At 66.6% G+C, this 17,317-nt stretch carries 16 protein-coding genes; 10 read left to right on the top strand and 6 right to left on the bottom strand.

All coding sequences use genetic code 11. The features are described 5' to 3' along the window. Positions 1-20: 20 nt before the first annotated feature. Together QTH87_RS07010 and QTH87_RS07005 are read right to left on the bottom strand one after the other, a co-directional pair. Entirely contained in the window at positions 21-1,535 is a 1,515-nt protein-coding gene (locus QTH87_RS07010; protein WP_286607963.1) for a sigma-54 interaction domain-containing protein, read from the bottom strand. Positions 1,536-1,551: 16 nt separating this feature from the next. Continuing rightward, complete coding sequence (locus tag QTH87_RS07005) at positions 1,552-2,913, bottom strand: transporter (RefSeq protein ID WP_286607961.1); 1,362 nt, start codon at positions 2,911-2,913, stop codon at positions 1,552-1,554. Positions 2,914-3,508: 595 nt separating this feature from the next. On the opposite strand from QTH87_RS07005, the gene QTH87_RS07000 reads away from it, so the two are divergent. From QTH87_RS07000 to QTH87_RS06985, 4 genes are all read left to right on the top strand, one after another. Beyond that, positions 3,509-4,759 (top strand): hypothetical protein, encoded by a 1,251-nt coding sequence (locus QTH87_RS07000; RefSeq protein WP_286607960.1) that lies wholly within the window; start codon positions 3,509-3,511, stop codon positions 4,757-4,759. A 99-nt stretch (positions 4,760-4,858) separates the two neighbouring features. Further along, positions 4,859-5,221 carry a hypothetical protein gene (locus QTH87_RS06995; protein WP_286607959.1) on the top strand — a complete coding sequence of 121 codons (363 nt, stop codon included), beginning with the start codon at positions 4,859-4,861 and terminating at the stop codon, positions 5,219-5,221. Positions 5,222-5,242: 21 nt separating this feature from the next. Continuing rightward, the gene (locus tag QTH87_RS06990) at positions 5,243-5,914 is read left to right on the top strand and encodes a C39 family peptidase (RefSeq protein ID WP_444812747.1); all 672 of its coding nucleotides are present in this window, start codon (positions 5,243-5,245) and stop codon (positions 5,912-5,914) included. Beyond that, positions 5,914-6,450 carry a hypothetical protein gene (locus tag QTH87_RS06985; RefSeq protein ID WP_286607957.1) on the top strand — a complete coding sequence of 179 codons (537 nt, stop codon included), beginning with the start codon at positions 5,914-5,916 and terminating at the stop codon, positions 6,448-6,450. Before QTH87_RS06990 ends, QTH87_RS06985 begins: the two co-directional genes overlap by 1 nt. Positions 6,451-6,517: 67 nt before the next feature. Here the strand turns inward: QTH87_RS06985 and QTH87_RS06980 are convergent, their stop codons facing one another. Then, positions 6,518-8,164 (bottom strand): tetratricopeptide repeat protein, encoded by a 1,647-nt coding sequence (locus QTH87_RS06980; RefSeq protein ID WP_286607955.1) that lies wholly within the window; start codon positions 8,162-8,164, stop codon positions 6,518-6,520. 366 nt (positions 8,165-8,530) lie between these two features. Here QTH87_RS06980 and QTH87_RS06975 point away from each other — a divergent pair, with 366 nt between their 5' ends. Both QTH87_RS06975 and QTH87_RS06970 read left to right on the top strand, forming a co-directional pair. Next, complete coding sequence (locus tag QTH87_RS06975) at positions 8,531-10,366, top strand: sensor histidine kinase (RefSeq protein ID WP_286607954.1); 1,836 nt, start codon at positions 8,531-8,533, stop codon at positions 10,364-10,366. Continuing rightward, entirely contained in the window at positions 10,363-10,995 is a 633-nt protein-coding gene (locus tag QTH87_RS06970; protein ID WP_286607952.1) for a response regulator transcription factor, read from the top strand. The genes QTH87_RS06975 and QTH87_RS06970 overlap by 4 nt, the downstream gene beginning before the upstream one ends. A 19-nt stretch (positions 10,996-11,014) precedes the next feature. On the opposite strand, the gene QTH87_RS06965 is transcribed toward QTH87_RS06970, so the two are convergent. Then, positions 11,015-11,398, bottom strand: coding sequence for a response regulator transcription factor (locus QTH87_RS06965; RefSeq protein ID WP_286607950.1), 384 nt, complete (start codon positions 11,396-11,398; stop codon positions 11,015-11,017). A 111-nt stretch (positions 11,399-11,509) separates the two neighbouring features. Here QTH87_RS06965 and QTH87_RS06960 point away from each other — a divergent pair, with 111 nt between their 5' ends. The 4 genes from QTH87_RS06960 to QTH87_RS06945 all read left to right on the top strand — a co-directional run bounded on the left by QTH87_RS06960 (position 11,510) and on the right by QTH87_RS06945 (position 16,508). After that, on the top strand, positions 11,510-12,295 hold the full coding sequence (locus tag QTH87_RS06960; protein ID WP_286607948.1) for a DUF3313 domain-containing protein: 786 nt from the start codon (positions 11,510-11,512) through the stop codon (positions 12,293-12,295). A gap of 20 nt (positions 12,296-12,315) precedes the next feature. Then, positions 12,316-12,555, top strand: a complete 240-nt coding sequence (locus QTH87_RS06955; protein ID WP_286607946.1) for a hypothetical protein — start codon at positions 12,316-12,318, stop codon at positions 12,553-12,555. Positions 12,556-12,677: 122 nt separating this feature from the next. Next, the gene (locus tag QTH87_RS06950) at positions 12,678-14,102 is read left to right on the top strand and encodes a DUF1254 domain-containing protein (RefSeq protein WP_286607945.1); all 1,425 of its coding nucleotides are present in this window, start codon (positions 12,678-12,680) and stop codon (positions 14,100-14,102) included. 33 nt (positions 14,103-14,135) lie between these two features. Beyond that, on the top strand, positions 14,136-16,508 hold the full coding sequence (locus QTH87_RS06945) for an arylsulfatase (protein WP_286607944.1): 2,373 nt from the start codon (positions 14,136-14,138) through the stop codon (positions 16,506-16,508). Positions 16,509-16,571: 63 nt separating this feature from the next. Here the strand turns inward: QTH87_RS06945 and QTH87_RS06940 are convergent, their stop codons facing one another. Further along, positions 16,572-16,829 carry a hypothetical protein gene (locus QTH87_RS06940; RefSeq protein WP_286607942.1) on the bottom strand — a complete coding sequence of 86 codons (258 nt, stop codon included), beginning with the start codon at positions 16,827-16,829 and terminating at the stop codon, positions 16,572-16,574. After that, entirely contained in the window at positions 16,819-17,271 is a 453-nt protein-coding gene (locus QTH87_RS06935; protein WP_286607941.1) for a GFA family protein, read from the bottom strand. The genes QTH87_RS06940 and QTH87_RS06935 overlap by 11 nt, the downstream gene beginning before the upstream one ends. Between the last annotated feature and the right edge of the window lie 46 nt (positions 17,272-17,317).

Below are 17,317 nucleotides of genomic sequence, written 5' to 3'. Positions count from 1 at the left end.
CGAAGCGGACGAACGGCGCGCTATGCGCGCCCGGCCGGCTTCCCGGCCCGCGACCAGTCGGCCCGGAATGCGGTCTGCGGCGCATCCGCCGCGAAGACGTCTCGTGCCGCGTCGATCAGGCGTGCAGGCGGATCGCGCAGCGCCTGTGCCGCAGCGGGCCAGGCAGGCGTGGCATGCGGCCGCGATTCCGAATCGAGCGCGATGCCGTGCTTTTCCATGAGGCGATAGAGGGTCATGCGCGAGACGCCGAGTTCCCGCGCCGCATGCGTGATGTTGCGGCCGACGCGCGTGAGCGTGAGGCCGATGACGTCGCGCTCGGCCACGGTGCGCGCGGCGTCGAGGCCCATGCCCACGGGGTTGTCGACCGCCGCCAGGCCGAGGTCGGCCGGCGCGATCAGGCGCCGGTCCGTCATCACCACCGCACGCTGGACGCGGTTGAACAGCTCGCGCACGTTGCCGGGCCATTCGTGGGCCAGCATCGCGGTCACGGCCTGGCGGCTGAAACCGCGCACGCGGGTCGCGGTCTTGCCCTTGGCCGCGCATTGCTGAAAGAAGAACTCGGCCAGGATCGGCACGTCCTCCTTGCGACGGCGCAGCGGCGCGACGTCGATCGACAGCACGTTCAGGCGATAGAACAGGTCTTCGCGGAACTGGCCCACCGCCACCGCCTCCGCCAGGTCCACATGCGAAGCCGCGACCACGCGCACGTCCACATGCAGGTTGCGCACGCCGCCGACGCGGCTGATGGTCTTCTCCTGCAGGAAGCGCAGCAGGTTGGTCTGCAACTCGATCGGCAGGTCGCCGATCTCGTCGAGGAAGATGGTGCCGCCACTGGCCGCCTCGATGAATCCGCGCCGCTCGGACGAGGCGCCCGTGAAGGCGCCGCGCTCGTGGCCGAACAGCTCCGACTGGATCAGCGAAGGCGAGATGGCGCCGCAGTTCACGGCCACGAAGGGCCCTGCCGAGCGCGGCGAGCACTGGTGGATGGCGCGCGCGGCGAGCTCCTTGCCGCTGCCGCTCTCGCCGCCGATCAGCACCGGCGCCTCGGTCGCCGCGACCTTGCGGATCTGATGGCGCAGGCGCGTGAGCGCCGGCCCCTGCCCGACCATTCCCAGTTCGTCGATCGCATGGCGCCGGTCGGCCTCGTGGCGCTGACGCAGCAGCGCGCGCTGGCCGGCATGGCGCAGCAGGGCCTCCAGCTCGCGCAGGTCCAGCGGCAGCAGCACGTGACCGAGAAAGGAACCCAGCACGAGCTCGCGGAAGGCCGGTGCGTCGAGTGCCTCGGGCTCGCACACGGCCAGCCACTCGGAGCCCGACGAGGCCTGCACGCAGGTCTCGAGCGCGGACTCGGGCACGCCCGTCGCAGCGCCCGCGACCAGCAGGCTCACCGCGAACCGGCGCTGCGCCTGCAGCCGCGCCGCGCTCGCGAGGTCCGGCGCCTGCGCCACCTCCCAGCCGGCCGCGAGCAGTTGCTCTGCGACCCGACTCGACGGACCGCCCAGGTTGAGACACAGGAGAGAGAAGGCTTGCTTCAAGGGCGCACCCGCAACGCTAGAACGACATCGGCAGCCGCACCGTGAGCTGCAGGTCGGGCGTATCGCGCGTGAGGCCGGCACCGACCGTCACGTTGAGCGTGGTCTTCGGACCGTAGCGGTACGAATAGCCGAGCAGCAGGGAAGCCAGCTGCGTGCGCACCGAGCCGGCCACGGTCTGGCCGTTCTGCTGGGTGGGGCCAATCGAATACAGCTCCATGCCAAGGCTGAACGAGGAGCGTTCGTTGATCGACAGGCCCATGCCGAAGTTCAAGCCCCAGACGTTGCCGGGCTTCACGTCGCCGATGAATTCGCTCTCGCCGTTGAGGACGACGCGGCTGATGCCGCTGCGCGAGAAGTTGTAGGTGTAGTTGAGGCCGCCGAAGAACACTGCCGGGTCCGACGGCACCAGCCAGGTGATGCCGGGCTGCAGCGAATAGAAGCCCGAGCCGGTCGGCAGGTCCATCGGCAGGCCAGTGCCCGTGGCGTTGCCGACGCAGCGGGTCACGCAGTCGGTGACGACCTCGAACGGGTCCTTGCCGGTGCGGCTCTTGAAGCGCAGGCCGCCGATCACGTAGGGGACGTCGCCCTTGCCGTCGGTCAGCTGGTAGCGCGCCGCGAACTCGGCATCGCCGATGCCCTTGCCGCTGGTATTGAAGACGTTGTCGAGCGCGGAGCCCGTGAAGATCTCGCGGCTGATGGTCGAATCCGAACGCGACACGTACGGCAGCTTGGCCTCGAGCTCGAACCTGCTGGTCACGCCCCAGCGGCCGGTCAAGGTGCCGATGAAGGTGTTGCGCTTGAACTCGCGGACATCCACCAGTCCGATCAGCAGCGCGGGAATGACGGTGTAGCCGACCAGGGCGACGCGGTTGCTCGACGAGTAGCCGTAGTACATCGACGGCTCGAACACGAACTTGCCCTTGGGCGTGAGGACGCCTGGTTCGTCGAACAGCTGCGCGACCTGGGGCGGTTGAGACTCCTCGACCGGCGCGACGCCGACCTGGACCTGGCGCGGTGCATCGGCATCACCGCCTCCGCCACTGCCACCACCTCCGCCGGGAGCCGCGACCTGCGTCCTGCGATCACCAGCCTGCGCAGGTCCGGCAGGCGGCGGTGCGCCACGCGCCTCCTGCGTGGCGAGGCGCTCCTGCAGTTCGCGAAAGCGCGCATCCTGCTCGCCGGCCTGCTTCTGCAATGCATCGATCTGCCGGCCCTGCTCCTGCAGCTGCTGCTGCAGTGCCTCGATGCGCTTGCTCGCGCTCGCTGCGTTGCGCGCGGCCGGCGATGAAGTGTTCTGTGCCATCGCACCCGAGCACAGGAGCGACGAACAGGCCAGCAACGCCAGCGCCCGGTGCGGACCGTGAGTCTCCATTGACATCCCCTCTGTCAGCTTCTTGCTTCTGCTTTGCGGCTTCTGCACGACCCTTCTTCGAAGGCCTGTGCGGCGCAGACTAATCGTTTTAAACAAAAAGTGACAAGGTGCAAGTTGCAAACAAAGGTAAGCACTTATGCGTCCGAGCCTGCAGTGTCACACCCGCGATGCAGGTCGCGATTGCATGGATGGCCGCACCCGACGGGCAGCGCGGCCGAGGCGGCTCGCGACCGACTTGCGCGCCGAGACGGCGATCGACTCGCACATCGCGACAGATGCTGTCACTGCCACGTGACAGTGGCCACGCGCAAGGAGGTGACGCGAGGCATCGTGGCGGATCGCACGCCACTGCGGGCACAGGCGCGACTACGACGAACGGCCGTCCAAGGCCTGTGACACAACGCATGCCGAAAAGCGCTCCGTCGCCATGCCCCTTCATCGATTTCCCGCCACGCACGAGGGCCTCGAACGTGGTTTCTCCAGTGAGCGCGTGCAGCCGCGAAACAAGCCGTAATTTGCTGGCATCGAAGTTGCACATCGACCCCTGATTTGCGGCAACGCATATCAATTCCCCTTGTTCGTTCAACTTTCCGGAGGGTCCATGAAAAAGTCACTTCTGGCTTCGGCGATCGCCGTTGCCTTCGGCTTCATCGGCGCCGCGTCGGCGCAGCAGACGGCAGGTCCATCAGGGCGCGGCGACGATATCAACGCCAACATCAATGTCGAGTACAGCGACAGCAGCACCTACACCGACAGCAGCCAGCGCACGCGAACGGACAGCAGCCAGCGCACGAAGACCGGCGATGCATCGACCAGCGCATCGCGCTCCGCGGCGTTGAACAACGGCTCCACGGGAACCTTCGATAACGCCTTCAACTTCAACAAGACCACGGCGACCGCGAGCAGCAATCTCAACGGCACCGTGTCGTACAACGGCGTCAGCAATATCGGCAACCAGGCCGCGAACTACGGCAACGCCAACGGCGGCAAGGGCTATGGCGGCACCGGCGGCACCGGCAGGGGCGGCACGGCCAGCGGCAGCGGTACCGGCGGCACCGGCAATGGCGGCGCGGCCGCGGCCGGCGCCATCGGCGGCTCGGCCACGAACGGCAACGCCACCAACGGCAGCGCCACCAACGGCAGTTCGACTGCCGGCGACGGCGGCAACGGCTATGGCGGCAGCGCACGCGGTGCCAACCTCGGCGGCCTGGCGTTGGCCGGCGGCTCGCGCGGCGGCGCTGCGGGCTCGAGCGGCAGCGGTGGTGGCGGCGGTGGTGGCGGCGGCGGCGGCGGTGGCGGCGACGGCGGCAACAGCGGCCGTGCCAACGGCGACGGCGGCGGCACCACGGGTGCAGGTGGCGCAGGCGGCAACGGTGCCGCGGGCGGCGCGGGCGGCGCCGGCGCTGCGAGCGGCGCGGGCGGTGCAGGCGGCGCAAGCGGAGCCGGCGGCACGGCAACCAGTTCCGGCGGCGGCACCCGCACCGCGGGCAACGGCACCGGCGGCGCAGGCGGCACGAGCACCAATGGCAGCGCGACCAACGGCGGCGCCTCCAACGGCAGCAACACCGGCGGCGCAGGTGGCGACGGCGGCAGCGGTGCCGGCGGCACCGGTGGCGCCGGCAACGGCGGAACCAACACCGCGCAGGGCGGCACCGGCGGTGCAGGCGCAGGCGGCACGGGCGGCGCGGGCGGTACCAACACCGTCAATGCCGGCACCTTCAACATGAGCAACACCATGACCAGCGTCGGCCAGACCGCCGCCGGCATCATGGTCGCGAACCAGAACAGCGGCATGGCCTCGCTGGTTCAGCAAAGCGTGAACGTGCAGGCCAACCTGTCCGTGGGTCGCTGATCGCAGGGCGAGACCGATTCGCCGCCGCAGCGTCCGCCATGTGCGGGCCGTGCGGCGGCGAAGGTCTCGCGACCTCATAGAGGCTGAAAGGGAGACGCCATGAAGATCACCACCCTCCTCGGGCTCGCAGGCCTGGCGCTGGCGCCGCTGCTGCCGATGACGGCGGCGGCCCAGGCCGTCCACGCGACGCCAGCCGCGGCACCGATGCCGGCGGTCGCCTTCACGGCGCAGGCAGTCGACGCCGACACGCTCGCGCGCTCGCGCGGCGGTACCGACGTCCACAACGACATGATGCTGCGCGGCACGACGGCCAACAATTCGGCGCGCAACGTGAGCACCGGCGACAACAGCATCAGCGCCGGCTCCTTCGCGAACATGAACGGCCTGCCGATCGTTATCCAGAACAGCGGTGCCAACGTGCTGATCCAGAACGCGACCATCCTGCACCTGCAGATGAACTGAGGGCCGATCGCCATGCACCGCATGCTGATGTCGCTCGCCCTGCTTGCGGCGGCGGGCACGGCCTGCGCTCAGGGCGCCTACATGCCTTCGATCGCGATGGGCGACGTGGTGCTGCCCATGACCTCGCTGAAGATGGCGCGCACCGGCCGCACGACGATCCAGAAATACGACTTCAGCTGCGGCTCGGCCGCGATCGCGACGCTGCTGACCCACCACTACGGCTATCCGGTGAGCGAGCAGCGCGTGTTCGAGCAGATGTACGCCAATGGCGACCAGAAGAAGATCCAGACCGAGGGCTTCTCGCTGCTCGACATGAAGCGCTTCCTGGCCGCGCACGGCTTCGAGGCCGACGGTTTCGAGCAGCCGCTGGACAAGCTCAACGAGGCGCGGGTTCCGGCCATCGTGCTGATCAATGCCGACGGCTATCACCACTTCGTGGTCGTCAAGGGCCTGCAGGACGGCCGCGTGCTGATCGGCGATCCGGCCCAGGGCACGCGCGCGATGTCGCGCGAGGCCTTCGAGAAGAGCTGGCAGAACCATCTGCTCTTCGTGATCCACAACCGGATGGATGCGGCGCGCTTCAACGTCGCGGCCGACTGGCGCGCGGCGCCCCGTGCGCCCTTCTCCGCGGGCATCGCGCGCGAGAGCCTGACCGACATCACGCTGCCCAAGTTCGGGCCGGGGGATTTCTGATGGCGCCGTGGCACGCCCACCTGTCGCGCGCGCTGCCCGGCATCTGCCTGGCAGCGCTTGCGACGCTGGCTGCTGCACCGGCGGCTGCGGACGGGCCGGCGCCGATCGAGCGACACGCCGAGACCTGGCTGGCCGTCGGCGACCACACGCTCGACCGGTTGCGCGGCGGCTTCGATCCGGGCGGCGGACTTCTGGTCACCTTCGGGATCTCGCGCGCGACCTGGATCAACGGCAACCTCATGACGCAGACCACGCTGAACCTCGGCCAGCTCAACCAGTTGACCGCCGCGCAGGCGGCGCAGCTGAGCCGGCAGATGGCCGGCCTCAACCTCGTGCAGAATGGGCCCGGCAACCTGTTCGAGGCCCAGCAGGCCGGCAGCCACGGCACCGTGATCCAGAACACGCTCGACAACCAGCACATCGTCAATGAGACCGTGATCAACGCCAGCAGCAATGCACTCGGCACGGTGCGCAACCTCAATGCGCAGTCGACCGTGAACGACGCCATTGCACGCGCGGCCGGGGCGTTGCGCTGAAGGCGCGGCGCCGGTCCGCCCGAGGCTCTTTCATCACTCCCTGCTGGGATCCGATGACGATCAGCTTCTAGGGCTTTGCCCCTTGTCCATCAATCGCAAGGTCGAACCATGGCCTCGACCGATCGTGCATGGCATTGACCGTGACGACTGAGCCTTCTTCCAGGTGAAGCGGCTCGTCGAAGCAGTAGATCGTGTGCTGCCAGTTCGCGACAGGTCGGCGCTTCGCAGGGTGGTTCTCGAAGACGATACCGGCGCCGAGCTCGAAGCGAATCCACTGAATCACCCCGTAGCACAGCCCGCTCTGAACCGCAGTCAACTCGAGCCGCTTCTTTTCGGCGGGAAATGTCGACGCCTTGCAGAAATCGAAGCGGAAGGCCTCCGTATCGTCGGTCAGCAGAACGCGAGGCAGGTCTTCGCGATGAATCGGGCGCTTCTTCGGATGGATGGCATTGAACAGGCGCAGGTCGAATCCGAAGGCCTCTCCGACGTGAAGCTCTTTTCCAAGTTCATCTCCACCGACCAGCGCAATCATGATGCTTGCCGAGGACGGCAGGATCTCCCCACCCGGCTTGAGCAAGCGGGCCTTGGCATCCTCGATCGCTGGAAGGACATGCTCCCCCAACAGCTCGCTGGAAAAAATTTCGTGGACCAGTATGTCTGCCCTCTCGGGCAGGTCCTTCTGGAGCTGCACCGCATACGAGGGCTTTGCCAGGACCTTGATTCGGTCCTGGAAGTTGTTGCGCTCGATGATCTTCGAAGCAGTGTCGGCAACCACACTGACTGCCTCGCATGTGAAGACCTTCTGCGCCCCGAGCTTCGCGGCCATCATCGCAAGAAGCCCTGATCCCGTTCCGATCTCGAAGACGACCTTGTCCGGTGTGACGACCGATTTCAGCCCTTCGTAATAAGGACGATTGCGATCTTCCTCGTTCATCATCGACAAATGCCAAACCGGAACGAGCTTGCTCAACAACCATTCCGCGCCAAGCTTGGCCGTGAGGTTGTCCGGATGGAGTTTCAGAATCTCGCGGCAGAGCCGGATTCCCTCTTTGCCCCTGCCCAGTTGCAGCAGGCAATGGGTGGCTTTTTCCAAGGTCTGGCTGTCGTTCGGAGTGAGGGCCAGGGCCGCCGTATAGTCCGCGGCAGCCTGTTTCAGGTCGCCAACGATGTCGCACGTGTCACCCCGGTGAATCCTTAGCTCGGCGACGTCCGGCGCAAGTTGGATGGCCTGGGTGAAGCTGGCCAAAGCATCGTTGAAGAGCCGCATCGATTTCTGGCAGTTTCCCCGGACTGTCCACGCAGGCACCGAACGAGAGTCGAGCTTGATGGCCCGGTCGGCCAGCGCGACGCCTTCCTTGAACTCGTTCAAGTGAAACTTGCTCTCGGCCAAGCTTGCCCAACCATCCGCGTGGCCCGAAAACTTTTCGGTATAGGTCTTGAATGAGTCTGCTGCGCCCTTGAAATCCCTGAGCTCTCTCTGGCACGTCCCGATGTTGAACAGGACGTCCGCGTCCTCCGGGCTTTGCTTGCGAACCTGCTGTAGCAATTCGAGCGACCTGGCATAGTTGCCCACCAGCGCGTGCATCATGGCGCACAACCTCTTGACCTCGAAATGTGCAGGCTCCTGAACGCACAAGGCTTCGCACTCGGCGATGGCTTCCGTGTGCCGCCCCGCCCTGAAAGCCTGCTTCAACGCTTCGATGTCTTGCTTCATTCTTCTGTGGGAAAGGGTGGTGGCCGCATTATCTGTCAATGGGATCGACAGACTGGGCGCCCGCACCGTCCCATGCAGTCCACTTTCCGCATGCCTCAAAAGCCTCACGCGAGGATGCGCACCCTGATCAGTACGCGTGGTGCCCCATACGCGCGAAACACGCGTTCGGTGGTGCCGATGACAAGGTTCGGCTCTAAGGCGGCCCCCGCAGCTTCTCCACTCATGCGCGTTCCGGACGAAGACGATCCGAGGCTCTGCGGCAGGTCCCCGCCCGCATCGAACCCCCGATGTGCTCGATGAGTGCATCGGCGAGGCGCCCGAATGGCGCCATCGGTCAGAATCACCCGATCACCATTGGGAGCGTGGATGAGTTGGGTGACTGTGATCTGGGCCATGGTCGCGTCCGCATGCCTGACGCTGGCGGCCGTGCATTTCCCCGTGTGGCTCAAGGACCGCGCAGCGTGGCCCAGCCTCTTCTTCGCGCTGCTGGCGGCGGCCAATGCCGGCCTGGCCTTCTGCGAACTCGGGATGATGCATGCGCAGACTCCGGCCGACTATGCGGCTGCGCTGCGGGCCGGTCATGTGGCCGTCTGGCTGCTCACGGTGTCGCTCTTCGGCTTCGTGCGGAGCTATTTCAAGGCCGGGCGTCCGTGGCTCGGCTGGCTGGTGGTCGGGATGCGGACCGTGTCGCTCGTGCCCAACTACCTGACCGGGGTGGCCCTCAACTACACGCAGATCGCCACGCTCCAGGCGATCCCGTTCCTGGGGGAATCGGTGTCCCTCCCGGTTGGCACGGCCAATCCCTGGATGCTCCTCGGGCAGGTCGCCAATTGCCTGCTGGTGGTCTTCATCGCCGACGCGGCGCTTTCGGCCTGGCGGCGCGGGGAACGTGCCAAGGCGTTGTCGATCGGCGGCAGCGCCGTGCTCTTCGCGCTCGCGGGAATCGGCCAGGCGGTGCTGATCTTCTGGGGCGCCGCGAAGATGCCGATCACGATCAGCGTGTTCTCGCTCGGCGTCGTGCTTGCGATGGCCTATCAGCTGAGCCGCAACGTGTTGAATGCCGCCAGGCTGGTGCAGGATCTGCGCGAGAGCGAGGAGCGCATGACGCTGGCGGCGGAAGCGGCCCACCTCGGCATCTGGGTGCGGGACATGGCGCTCGGTACGTTCTGGGCCAGTCCGCGCGCGCGTGCGCTGTTCGACTTGAGCGCGACCGAAGCCGTCGATCTCGACCGCCTGCTGCGCAAGGTGCATCCCGATGACCGCCAGGCCATCGGTCAGACCCTGTCGTCGCCGGTTCCCGGCGCGGACCGATACAACGCCGAGTTCCGGGTGCTCGAGCCCGACGGCGGGGTGCGCTGGCTGTCCGTCCAGGGGCGATTCGAGTTCGAGGAGGGGCGGCCGCGACGCACGCGTGGTGCCTGCAGCGACATCACCGGCCGCAAGGAGAGGGAGCAGGAGATGCTGCGGCTGCGGCATGAGATCGCGCATGCCGGCCGCGTGTCGGTGATGGGCCAACTCGCCGCTGCCCTGGCCCATGAGATCAACCAGCCGCTCGGCGCGATCCTGCGCAATGCCGAGGCTGCGTCGATCCTGCTGCAGGCACCGCAGCCGGACGTCGAGGAGCTGCGTGCGATCGTCGAGGACATCCTCGGCGACGATCGGCGCGCCGGCGCGGTCATCGACCGCATGCGCTCGATGCTGCGTCGCCATGACATCGACATGCAGCCGCTGTCGGTCGACGACTTGCTCGGCGAGGTGAAGGCGCTGGTGCGCCCCGACGCCGCGGCGCGCCATGTGCGACTGGCGGTTCAGGTGGAAGAAGCGCTTCCCGGCGTCAGGGGCGACCGCGTGCACCTTCAGCAAGTGCTGCTCAACCTGATCTCCAACGGCATGGATGCGATCGATGAGTCGGGCGGCAAGGTGCGCGACGTCGTCGTCACGGGAAAGCTTCGCGATGCGCGTTGGGTCGAGATCGCCGTGTGCGACAGCGGTCCGGGCATCCCCGCGGACCGCGTCGAACAGGTGTTCGATTCCTTTTTCACGACCAAGCTGGCGGGAATGGGCATGGGCCTGTCGATCTCGCGCAGCCTGATCGAGGCGCATGGCGGCCGACTCTGGGCCGAAAGCCGCCAGCCGGACACGCCGGGCGCCTGCCTGCGCTTCACCTTGCCCGTCGCCGCGAAGGCAGACAATCGATCATGACATCCGCTTGCGTCTATGTCGTCGACGACGACGCCTCGTTTCTCACTGCGACATCGCGACTGCTGCGTGCGAGCGGGTTCGAAGTCGAGGCCTTCGGTGCCTCCAGCGACTTTCTCGCGCGATGCGAGGCACTGCCACCGGGCTGCGTGGTCGCCGACCTCCGGATGCCGGGCCTCGATGGCCTCGAGCTCCAGGCGGCCCTCGTGCGCACGCGCAACCCGATGCCGGTGGTGTTCCTCACCGGGCACGGCGACATCCCCACCACGGTGCGGGCCATGCGCGAAGGCGCGGAGGACTTTCTCGACAAGCGCGCGTCCAGGGAGGAACTGCTCGGCGCGGTCCGGCGCGCCCTGGCGCGCGGCGAGCGGGAACAGGCGGGGCGCGCTCGCCGTGACGACCTCCTGGCGCGTTTCGCAAGCCTTTCACCGCGCGAGCGCGAGGTGCTGTCCGGGGTTCTGAAAGGTCGCCTCAACAAGCAGATCGCAGGCGACCTCGACATCGGCGAACGCATGGTGAAGCTGCACCGCAGCGCCATCATGGCCAAGCTCGACGTGCGTGCCGTCGCCGAGCTGTCCCGGCTGGCGCAGGACGCAGGTTTCGACCGGGACACGGGGCGACCTGCGGCGTAGACCTCGCCTGACGGGTCGCTCAGCTCGCCGCGTTCCCGGCCGCACGGAGGATCGCATCGAGCACATCGGCGCCGGGGTCGTTCTTCCGGAACCAGGCCCGCGCGCCGAGCCCCATGGCCATTGCCCGGGACGCCTCGTCGTCGTGGGCAGTGATGAAGAGAAAGGGCACCACACTCCCCTGTTCGTTCAGGAGCCTGGCGAGCTCGAGCCCGGACATGCCGCCGAGCTCGATGTCGAGCACCAGGCAATCGAAGTGCGCATGCTGGCTGTCGGCCAGGAACGATTCGGCCGAGCCATAGCTGACCGGCTGCATACCTGAAGCACGCAACAGCCGGCCGAGCGAGCGGCAGAGGCTTTCATCGTCATCCACGACGGCGATGTTCAGGTGCGGTCGATGGCTCATGGAGTCCTGGCACTGTGAGCGTCTCGGCGGCGGCCGTCTACTTCCCCAAAGGGAAGGTGTGCGCGGCGTCGATTCGGAATAGCCTTGCGCCGTCCCATTTCAGGAGTTGCGGTGCACCCGATCCGATCCACCTGCGCAGCCGCCTTCATGGCGGTCGGCGCATTGCTTGCGGGTTGCTCGACCCCGGGCTATGACAGCAGCGGCATCGTTGCCTCCAACAACGCCGAGGCGAAGATCCGCAAGGTCGGCTTCCTCACCGAGCCCGGCCGGCTCAAGCCCACGCCGAGCGGCGAAGGCTTCCTCTGCTGGCTGCAGCCTGGGGTGAAATGGGGTGGCTACGACAAGGTGATGATCGAGCGCATCCAGGTGTACCTGGAGCCCTCCGACATCCAGAAGCCGATCGATCCGACCGATCTGAAGATGCTGGTCGACTACTTCCATGCGTCACTGGTCAGCAACCTGAAGGGCGGCGTGCAGATCGTCGAGGCGCCCGGGCCGGGTGTGCTGCGCCTGAGGTTCGCCCTGACCTCGCTGATTCCCACCGACACCGCCAAGAGCCTGGCCGGCACCGCGGTGCCGTACGGCTTCGTCGCCGAGATGGGTGCCGGTGCCGCCACCGGGCGGCCGGTCGGGTCGACCCCCTACATGGGCCAGACCGGCCTGGAAGCTCAGTTTCGCGATGGCGTCTCTGGCGAGGTGGTGGGCGAGTGCGCGGACACGCAGATCGGGCTCAAGTACGCCGCCGATCTCGACAAGGGCGCCACCACAGCGGCGATGGCCTGGATGAACGGCTATGTCAGTTCGTTCACGAGTTGGAGCTATGCCAAGGATGCCTTCAACAAGTGGTCGAGTGCCTTCGCGCGCCGGTTCGCCGTGCTGCGCAGTGCCTCTCAATGAAGCCGAAAGGAAATCACATCATGAACGGACCGTGCTCATTCACCGCCGCCATCGCCCTGGCGTTCGCGGCCCTGGTTCCCTTGGAGGCGTCGGCAGCGGCCTGCGCCAAGGGCGTGTACCGCGCGGGCTGTGTAGGGCCGAACGGCGCCGCCGTCGTGCGCAAGCCGGTGCCCCCGCCGCCGCCCAAGGTGGTTTGCGCAAACGGCGTCTACCGTGCGGGTTGCGCCGGCCCCCATGGCGCGGCCGTCGTTCGCAAGTAGTTTTCACGGAACCGGGGAATACCATGAAGAAGCAGAACTCCACCTTGTCAGCGCCCAGGCGCCGGCTGCCGCAGAACGGGATGCGCAGACTCGTTCAAGGCGTCGCCGCCTTGGCTGCAGCAATGGCATTTGCGACCGGGTGCGCCAGCAAGGACGATCCGGTCACGCAAGCGGCAAAGGCGGAAAGAGCCGCTGGCGTCGCGGCGCCGAGCCTCGCCGAGACCAAGTCGATCGCCGAGGAGGCCTTCATCTACGGCCTGCCCATCGTGATGAACTACGCCGTGATGAACGAATACGCGGTGGACAAGGGAGGCACGCAATTCAAGGCCCCGTTCAACGAGATCAAGAACGAGCCGCGCGTCTACACCTACCAGGACACGGCCGTCATCACGCCCAACAGCGACACGCCCTACTCGCTGGTCTGGATGGACCTGCGGGCCGAACCGATCGTGCTCACCGTCCCTGCGGTGGACAAGAAGCGCTACTACGCAGTGATGCTCAACGATGGCAACACCTACAACTTCGGCTACATCGGCAGCCGGGCCACCGGCAATGAGCCCGGCAGCTACATGGTGGTCGGACCGGACTGGAAGGGCCCGACCCCGCCCGGCATCCGCAAGGTCTTCAGCTCGACGACGCCGTTCGCGCTGGCGGTCTACCGCACGCAGCTCTTCAATCCGAAGGACATGCCCAACGTGGTGAAGGTGCAGTCGGGCTACAAGGTCCGCCCGCTGTCGGCGTTCCTCGGCAGGCCTGCGCCGCCGCCTGCGCCAGCGGTCAGTTTCCTCCCCGCGACCACCGACGGCATCAAGAAGAACTTCTACGAGTATCTGGACGCCGCCTTGAAGTACGTTCCGGCAACGGCAGAAGACCGTGAGGTGCGTGCGCGGATCGCGCGCATCGGCATCGGCCCAGGCAAGTCGTTCGAATTCAAGGACATGTCGCTCGAGCACAAGGCGGCGGTTCTGCTCGGCATGAAGGACGGCGACGAGAAGGTCGACAAGTGGCTGACCACGGGCATCAAGAACGTCAACGGCTGGAACATCGGCTCCTTCTTCGGTGACCGCAATTTCTACAAGCAGGACTGGCTGATGCGCGCCGGCGCCGCCAAGGGCGGCATCTACGGCAACGATTCCATCGAAGCCGCCTATCCCCTCACCCGCGTCGACGGCAAGGGAGAACCGCTCGATGGCAGCAAGCACAGCTACACCTTGACCTTCCCGGCCGGGCAGACGCCGCCCGTGAATGCGTTCTGGTCGGTGACCATGTACGACGGCAAGACGCAGCTGCTGATCAAGAACCCGATCAACCGCTACCTCATCAATTCGCCAATGGTCTCGGCGATGAAGAAGAACCGCGACGGCTCGCTCACGCTCTACATCCAGAAGGATTCGCCGGGCAAGGCGCTCGAGGCCAACTGGCTGCCGGCACCGGACGGCCCGATCTACCTCGCGATGCGCCTCTACTGGCCGAAGACGACGCCGCCTTCGATCCTGCCGGCCGGCGAAGGCACATGGAAGCCGCCGGGCATCGTTGCAGGCAAGTGATTCGGGAACTGGTCTCCCACAGGCATCTTCATCGTGAAACAACACAGGCACCATGGCGCGTTGACCGCACTCGCGCTCGGCATCGGCCTCGGCCTCTTCGGCGCCGCGGCGGCGCAGAAGGCGACGGCGGCCGCGCCTCTCGACCGCACCGTGCTGCCGATCGCCGAGCCCAGGCGGACGCCTGTCACCGAACTCGACGTCCGCAACGCCAAGGCGCCGCCCCGCTTCGAAGTGAAGGCACCGAAGGGCGCGCCGAACGTCGTGATCGTGCTGCTCGACGACATGGGCTTCGCGCATCCGAGCGCCTTCGGCGGCGCGATCGCGATGCCGACGCTCGACCGCCTGGCCGCCCACGGCCTGCGCTACAACAACATGCACGTGGCAGCACTGTGCTCGCCCTCGCGGGCGGCGCTGATCACGGGGCGCAACCATCACACCAACAACACCGGCGCAGTGCAGGAGATCGCCACCGCCTTCGAGGGCAACACCGGCATCCGTCCGGCCAGCGTGGCGCCGCTGCCGGAGATGCTGCGCCTCAACGGCTACAACACCGCGGCCTTCGGCAAGTGGCATCTGACGCCGGCCTGGGAGACCAGCATCTCGGGCCCGTACACCACATGGCCCACCAACTCGGGCTTCGAGAAGTTCTACGGCTTCCTCGGCGGCGAGACCAACCAGTGGTCACCGCTGCTGTATGACGGGGTGGCCCGGGTCGAATTGCCCACCGATCCGAACTACCACTTCATGACGGACATGACGAACCAGGCAATCGCCTGGACCCGGTTCCAGCAGTCGATGACACCCGACAAGCCGTTCTTCATGTACTTCGCACCGGGCGCGACTCACGCGCCGCACCACGTATCGAAGGAGTGGTCGGATAGGTACAAGGGCAAGTTCGATGCGGGATGGGATTCCTACCGCGAGGACGCCCTGGTCCGGCAGATCAGGCTCGGCATCGTGCCGCCCGGAACCCGGCTCGCGCCCAAGCCCGCCGGCATCAAGGACTGGGACAAGCTCACGCCCGACGAGCGCCGGCTCTTCGCGCGCCAGATGGAGGTCTTTGCAGGATTCGCCGAGCAGGCCGACTACGAGATCGGCCGCCTCGTGAAGGCGATCGAGGACCTGGGCGCGATGGACAACACGCTCTTCATCTACGTCGCCGGCGACAACGGCGCTAGCGCCGAGGGTGGGGCGACGGGCCTCTTCAACGAACTCACCTTCTTCAACGGCGTGCCGGAGTCCATCGAGGGCCAGTTGAGGAACCTCGACCAATGGGGTGGCCCTGAGACCTACCCGCACTACGCCGCGGGCTGGGCAGTGGCCGGCGATGCGCCTTTTGCGTGGACCAAGCAGGTGGCCGGCGACTACGGCGGCACCAAGACCGGCATGGTCGTGCACTGGCCCAAGGGCATCAGGTCCCAAGGGGAGATTCGCTCGCAGTGGCAGTACGTGACCGATCTCGCGCCGACGGTGATGGAGGCGGCGCATCTGCCGTTCCCGACGTCGGTCAACGGCACCGTTCAGAAGCCGTTCGAGGGCGTGAGCCTGGCCTACACGTTCAACGATGCGAAAGCCGCAGACCGACGCAAGACGCAGTATTTCGAGATCCTCGGCAACCGCGGCATCTACCATGACGGCTGGCTGGCGCGCACCGTGCACAGGGCGCCGTGGGAGCCCAAGCCGCGTGCGCCGCTCGACCAGGACACCTGGGAACTCTTCGATACCCGCAACGACTACAGCCTGTCCACCGACGTCGCGGCGAAGCAGCCCGCGAAGCTCAGGCAGATGCAGGCGGTGTTCCTGAAAGAGGCGGCGAAGTACAACGTGCTGCCGATCGACGACCGCAGTGTCGAACGCTTCAACGCGGCGATCGCCGGGCGGCCCGACCTGATGGGCACACGCACCTCCATCTCGCTCTACCCCGGCATGACCGGCATGATGGAAAACACCTTCATCAATGCGAAGAACCGATCCAGCACGATCACTGCCGAGATCGAGGTTCCGCAGGGCGGCGCCAATGGCGTGCTGTTCGCGCAGGGTGGCCGCTTCGGAGGCTTCAGCCTGTACCTGAAGGACGGCAAGCCCACCTACACCTACAACTGGGTCGGCCTCGAACGCTACACCGTGACCGCGCCGCAGGCGCTGGCACCCGGCAAGGCCACGATCAAGGTCGACTTCGCCTACGACGGCGGAGGTCCCGGAAAGGGCGGGACCGCTTCGATGTCCATCGGCGGCCAGAAGGTGGCCGAAGGCCGGATCGAGAAGACGATTCCCTTCATCATCTCGCCCGACGAGGGCGCCGACGTTGGCGAAGACGACGACACGCCGGTGTCCGAAGACTACGTGGCCGGCATCAAGAGCCGCTTCACGGGGAAGATCGAGAAGGTGACGCTGGAGGTTCGGTGAATCGAACGGACATCGCCGGCGATCATCGCAAAGGCATCAGGCAATGCCGGAGTACGTGTCGCGTCATCCCCAGCGCCATTTCGGCGGCTCGCCTTTCAGCCAGCAGATTCCGACCAGCCCGAGGCTCAGGACCCCGGTGGCCGCGAGAAACGCAAGCGGACTGCCGTCTGGGCGGAAAACCATGAAGGCCAGACCGAGCAGGAGGAAATACGCGATGAGAACGGCCCAGCCCTGCCAGCGCGTCGGCATGCCCCAACCCCACCCATAGCGTTTCGCCGGGAACCAGTAGCTGTCGCCGTGCGTCTTTGCGTCAAATCTCATCGTCTGCGTTGGCGCGGTAGTTGAGCCAGCCGGCCGTCATCGATCTTCCATCGCTCCGGTCCTTGGGGTGGCTTCGACCCTCCATCACAGGCACCTCACTGAAGTCGAACGGGCTGAGGCCGGAAATGCACGCCACGTTGACTCCGTACTGGCTCGGGACGGAACGTCGCGAGTGAAAGGTATAGATGCCGCAGACCGAGCAGAAGTAGTGCCGGGCTTGTCCGGTGTTGAACTGGTAGAGCGTGAGCTTGTCCGCGCCCTGCACGACGTGTATGTCGTTCAAGTCGGCGGAGATGACCACGGCGCCGCGCATGCTGCAGTAAGAGCAATTGCACCGGCGCGCGCTGCGCAGCCCGTCGGCCAGAACCAGCCGGAAACGCACGGCACCGCAGTGGCAAGCCGCATCAAGTTCGCGGCGTGAGTCAAGGTCAGGGAGGGTCAAGCTGCGCTCCTTCCGGTCGACTGCCGGCCAAGGTCAATCTGAATTC

It is taken from the genome of Variovorax jilinensis (genome assembly GCF_030316885.1).
Taxonomy (GTDB): Bacteria; Pseudomonadota; Gammaproteobacteria; order Burkholderiales; family Burkholderiaceae_C; genus Variovorax; species Variovorax jilinensis.
This window is presented reverse-complemented; position numbering and strand designations above follow the sequence as displayed.

Excerpts from the sequence above, each read along its gene's own strand:
- QTH87_RS06990 (WP_444812747.1), top strand. The coding sequence starts at position 5,243 with ATGCTGATGTCGCTCGCCCTGCTTGCGGCGGCGGGCACGGCCTGCGCT.
- QTH87_RS07000 (WP_286607960.1), top strand. The coding sequence starts at position 3,509 with ATGAAAAAGTCACTTCTGGCTTCGGCGATCGCCGTTGCCTTCGGCTTC.
- QTH87_RS06975 (WP_286607954.1), top strand. The coding sequence starts at position 8,531 with ATGAGTTGGGTGACTGTGATCTGGGCCATGGTCGCGTCCGCATGCCTG.
- QTH87_RS07005 (WP_286607961.1), bottom strand. The coding sequence starts at position 2,913 with ATGTCAATGGAGACTCACGGTCCGCACCGGGCGCTGGCGTTGCTGGCC.
- QTH87_RS06970 (WP_286607952.1), top strand. The coding sequence starts at position 10,363 with ATGACATCCGCTTGCGTCTATGTCGTCGACGACGACGCCTCGTTTCTC.
- QTH87_RS06965 (WP_286607950.1), bottom strand. The coding sequence starts at position 11,398 with ATGAGCCATCGACCGCACCTGAACATCGCCGTCGTGGATGACGATGAA.
- QTH87_RS06950 (WP_286607945.1), top strand. The coding sequence starts at position 12,678 with ATGGCATTTGCGACCGGGTGCGCCAGCAAGGACGATCCGGTCACGCAA.
- QTH87_RS06955 (WP_286607946.1), top strand. The coding sequence starts at position 12,316 with ATGAACGGACCGTGCTCATTCACCGCCGCCATCGCCCTGGCGTTCGCG.
- QTH87_RS06985 (WP_286607957.1), top strand. The coding sequence starts at position 5,914 with ATGGCGCCGTGGCACGCCCACCTGTCGCGCGCGCTGCCCGGCATCTGC.
- QTH87_RS06940 (WP_286607942.1), bottom strand. The coding sequence starts at position 16,829 with ATGAGATTTGACGCAAAGACGCACGGCGACAGCTACTGGTTCCCGGCG.
- QTH87_RS06980 (WP_286607955.1), bottom strand. The coding sequence starts at position 8,164 with ATGAAGCAAGACATCGAAGCGTTGAAGCAGGCTTTCAGGGCGGGGCGG.
- QTH87_RS06995 (WP_286607959.1), top strand. The coding sequence starts at position 4,859 with ATGAAGATCACCACCCTCCTCGGGCTCGCAGGCCTGGCGCTGGCGCCG.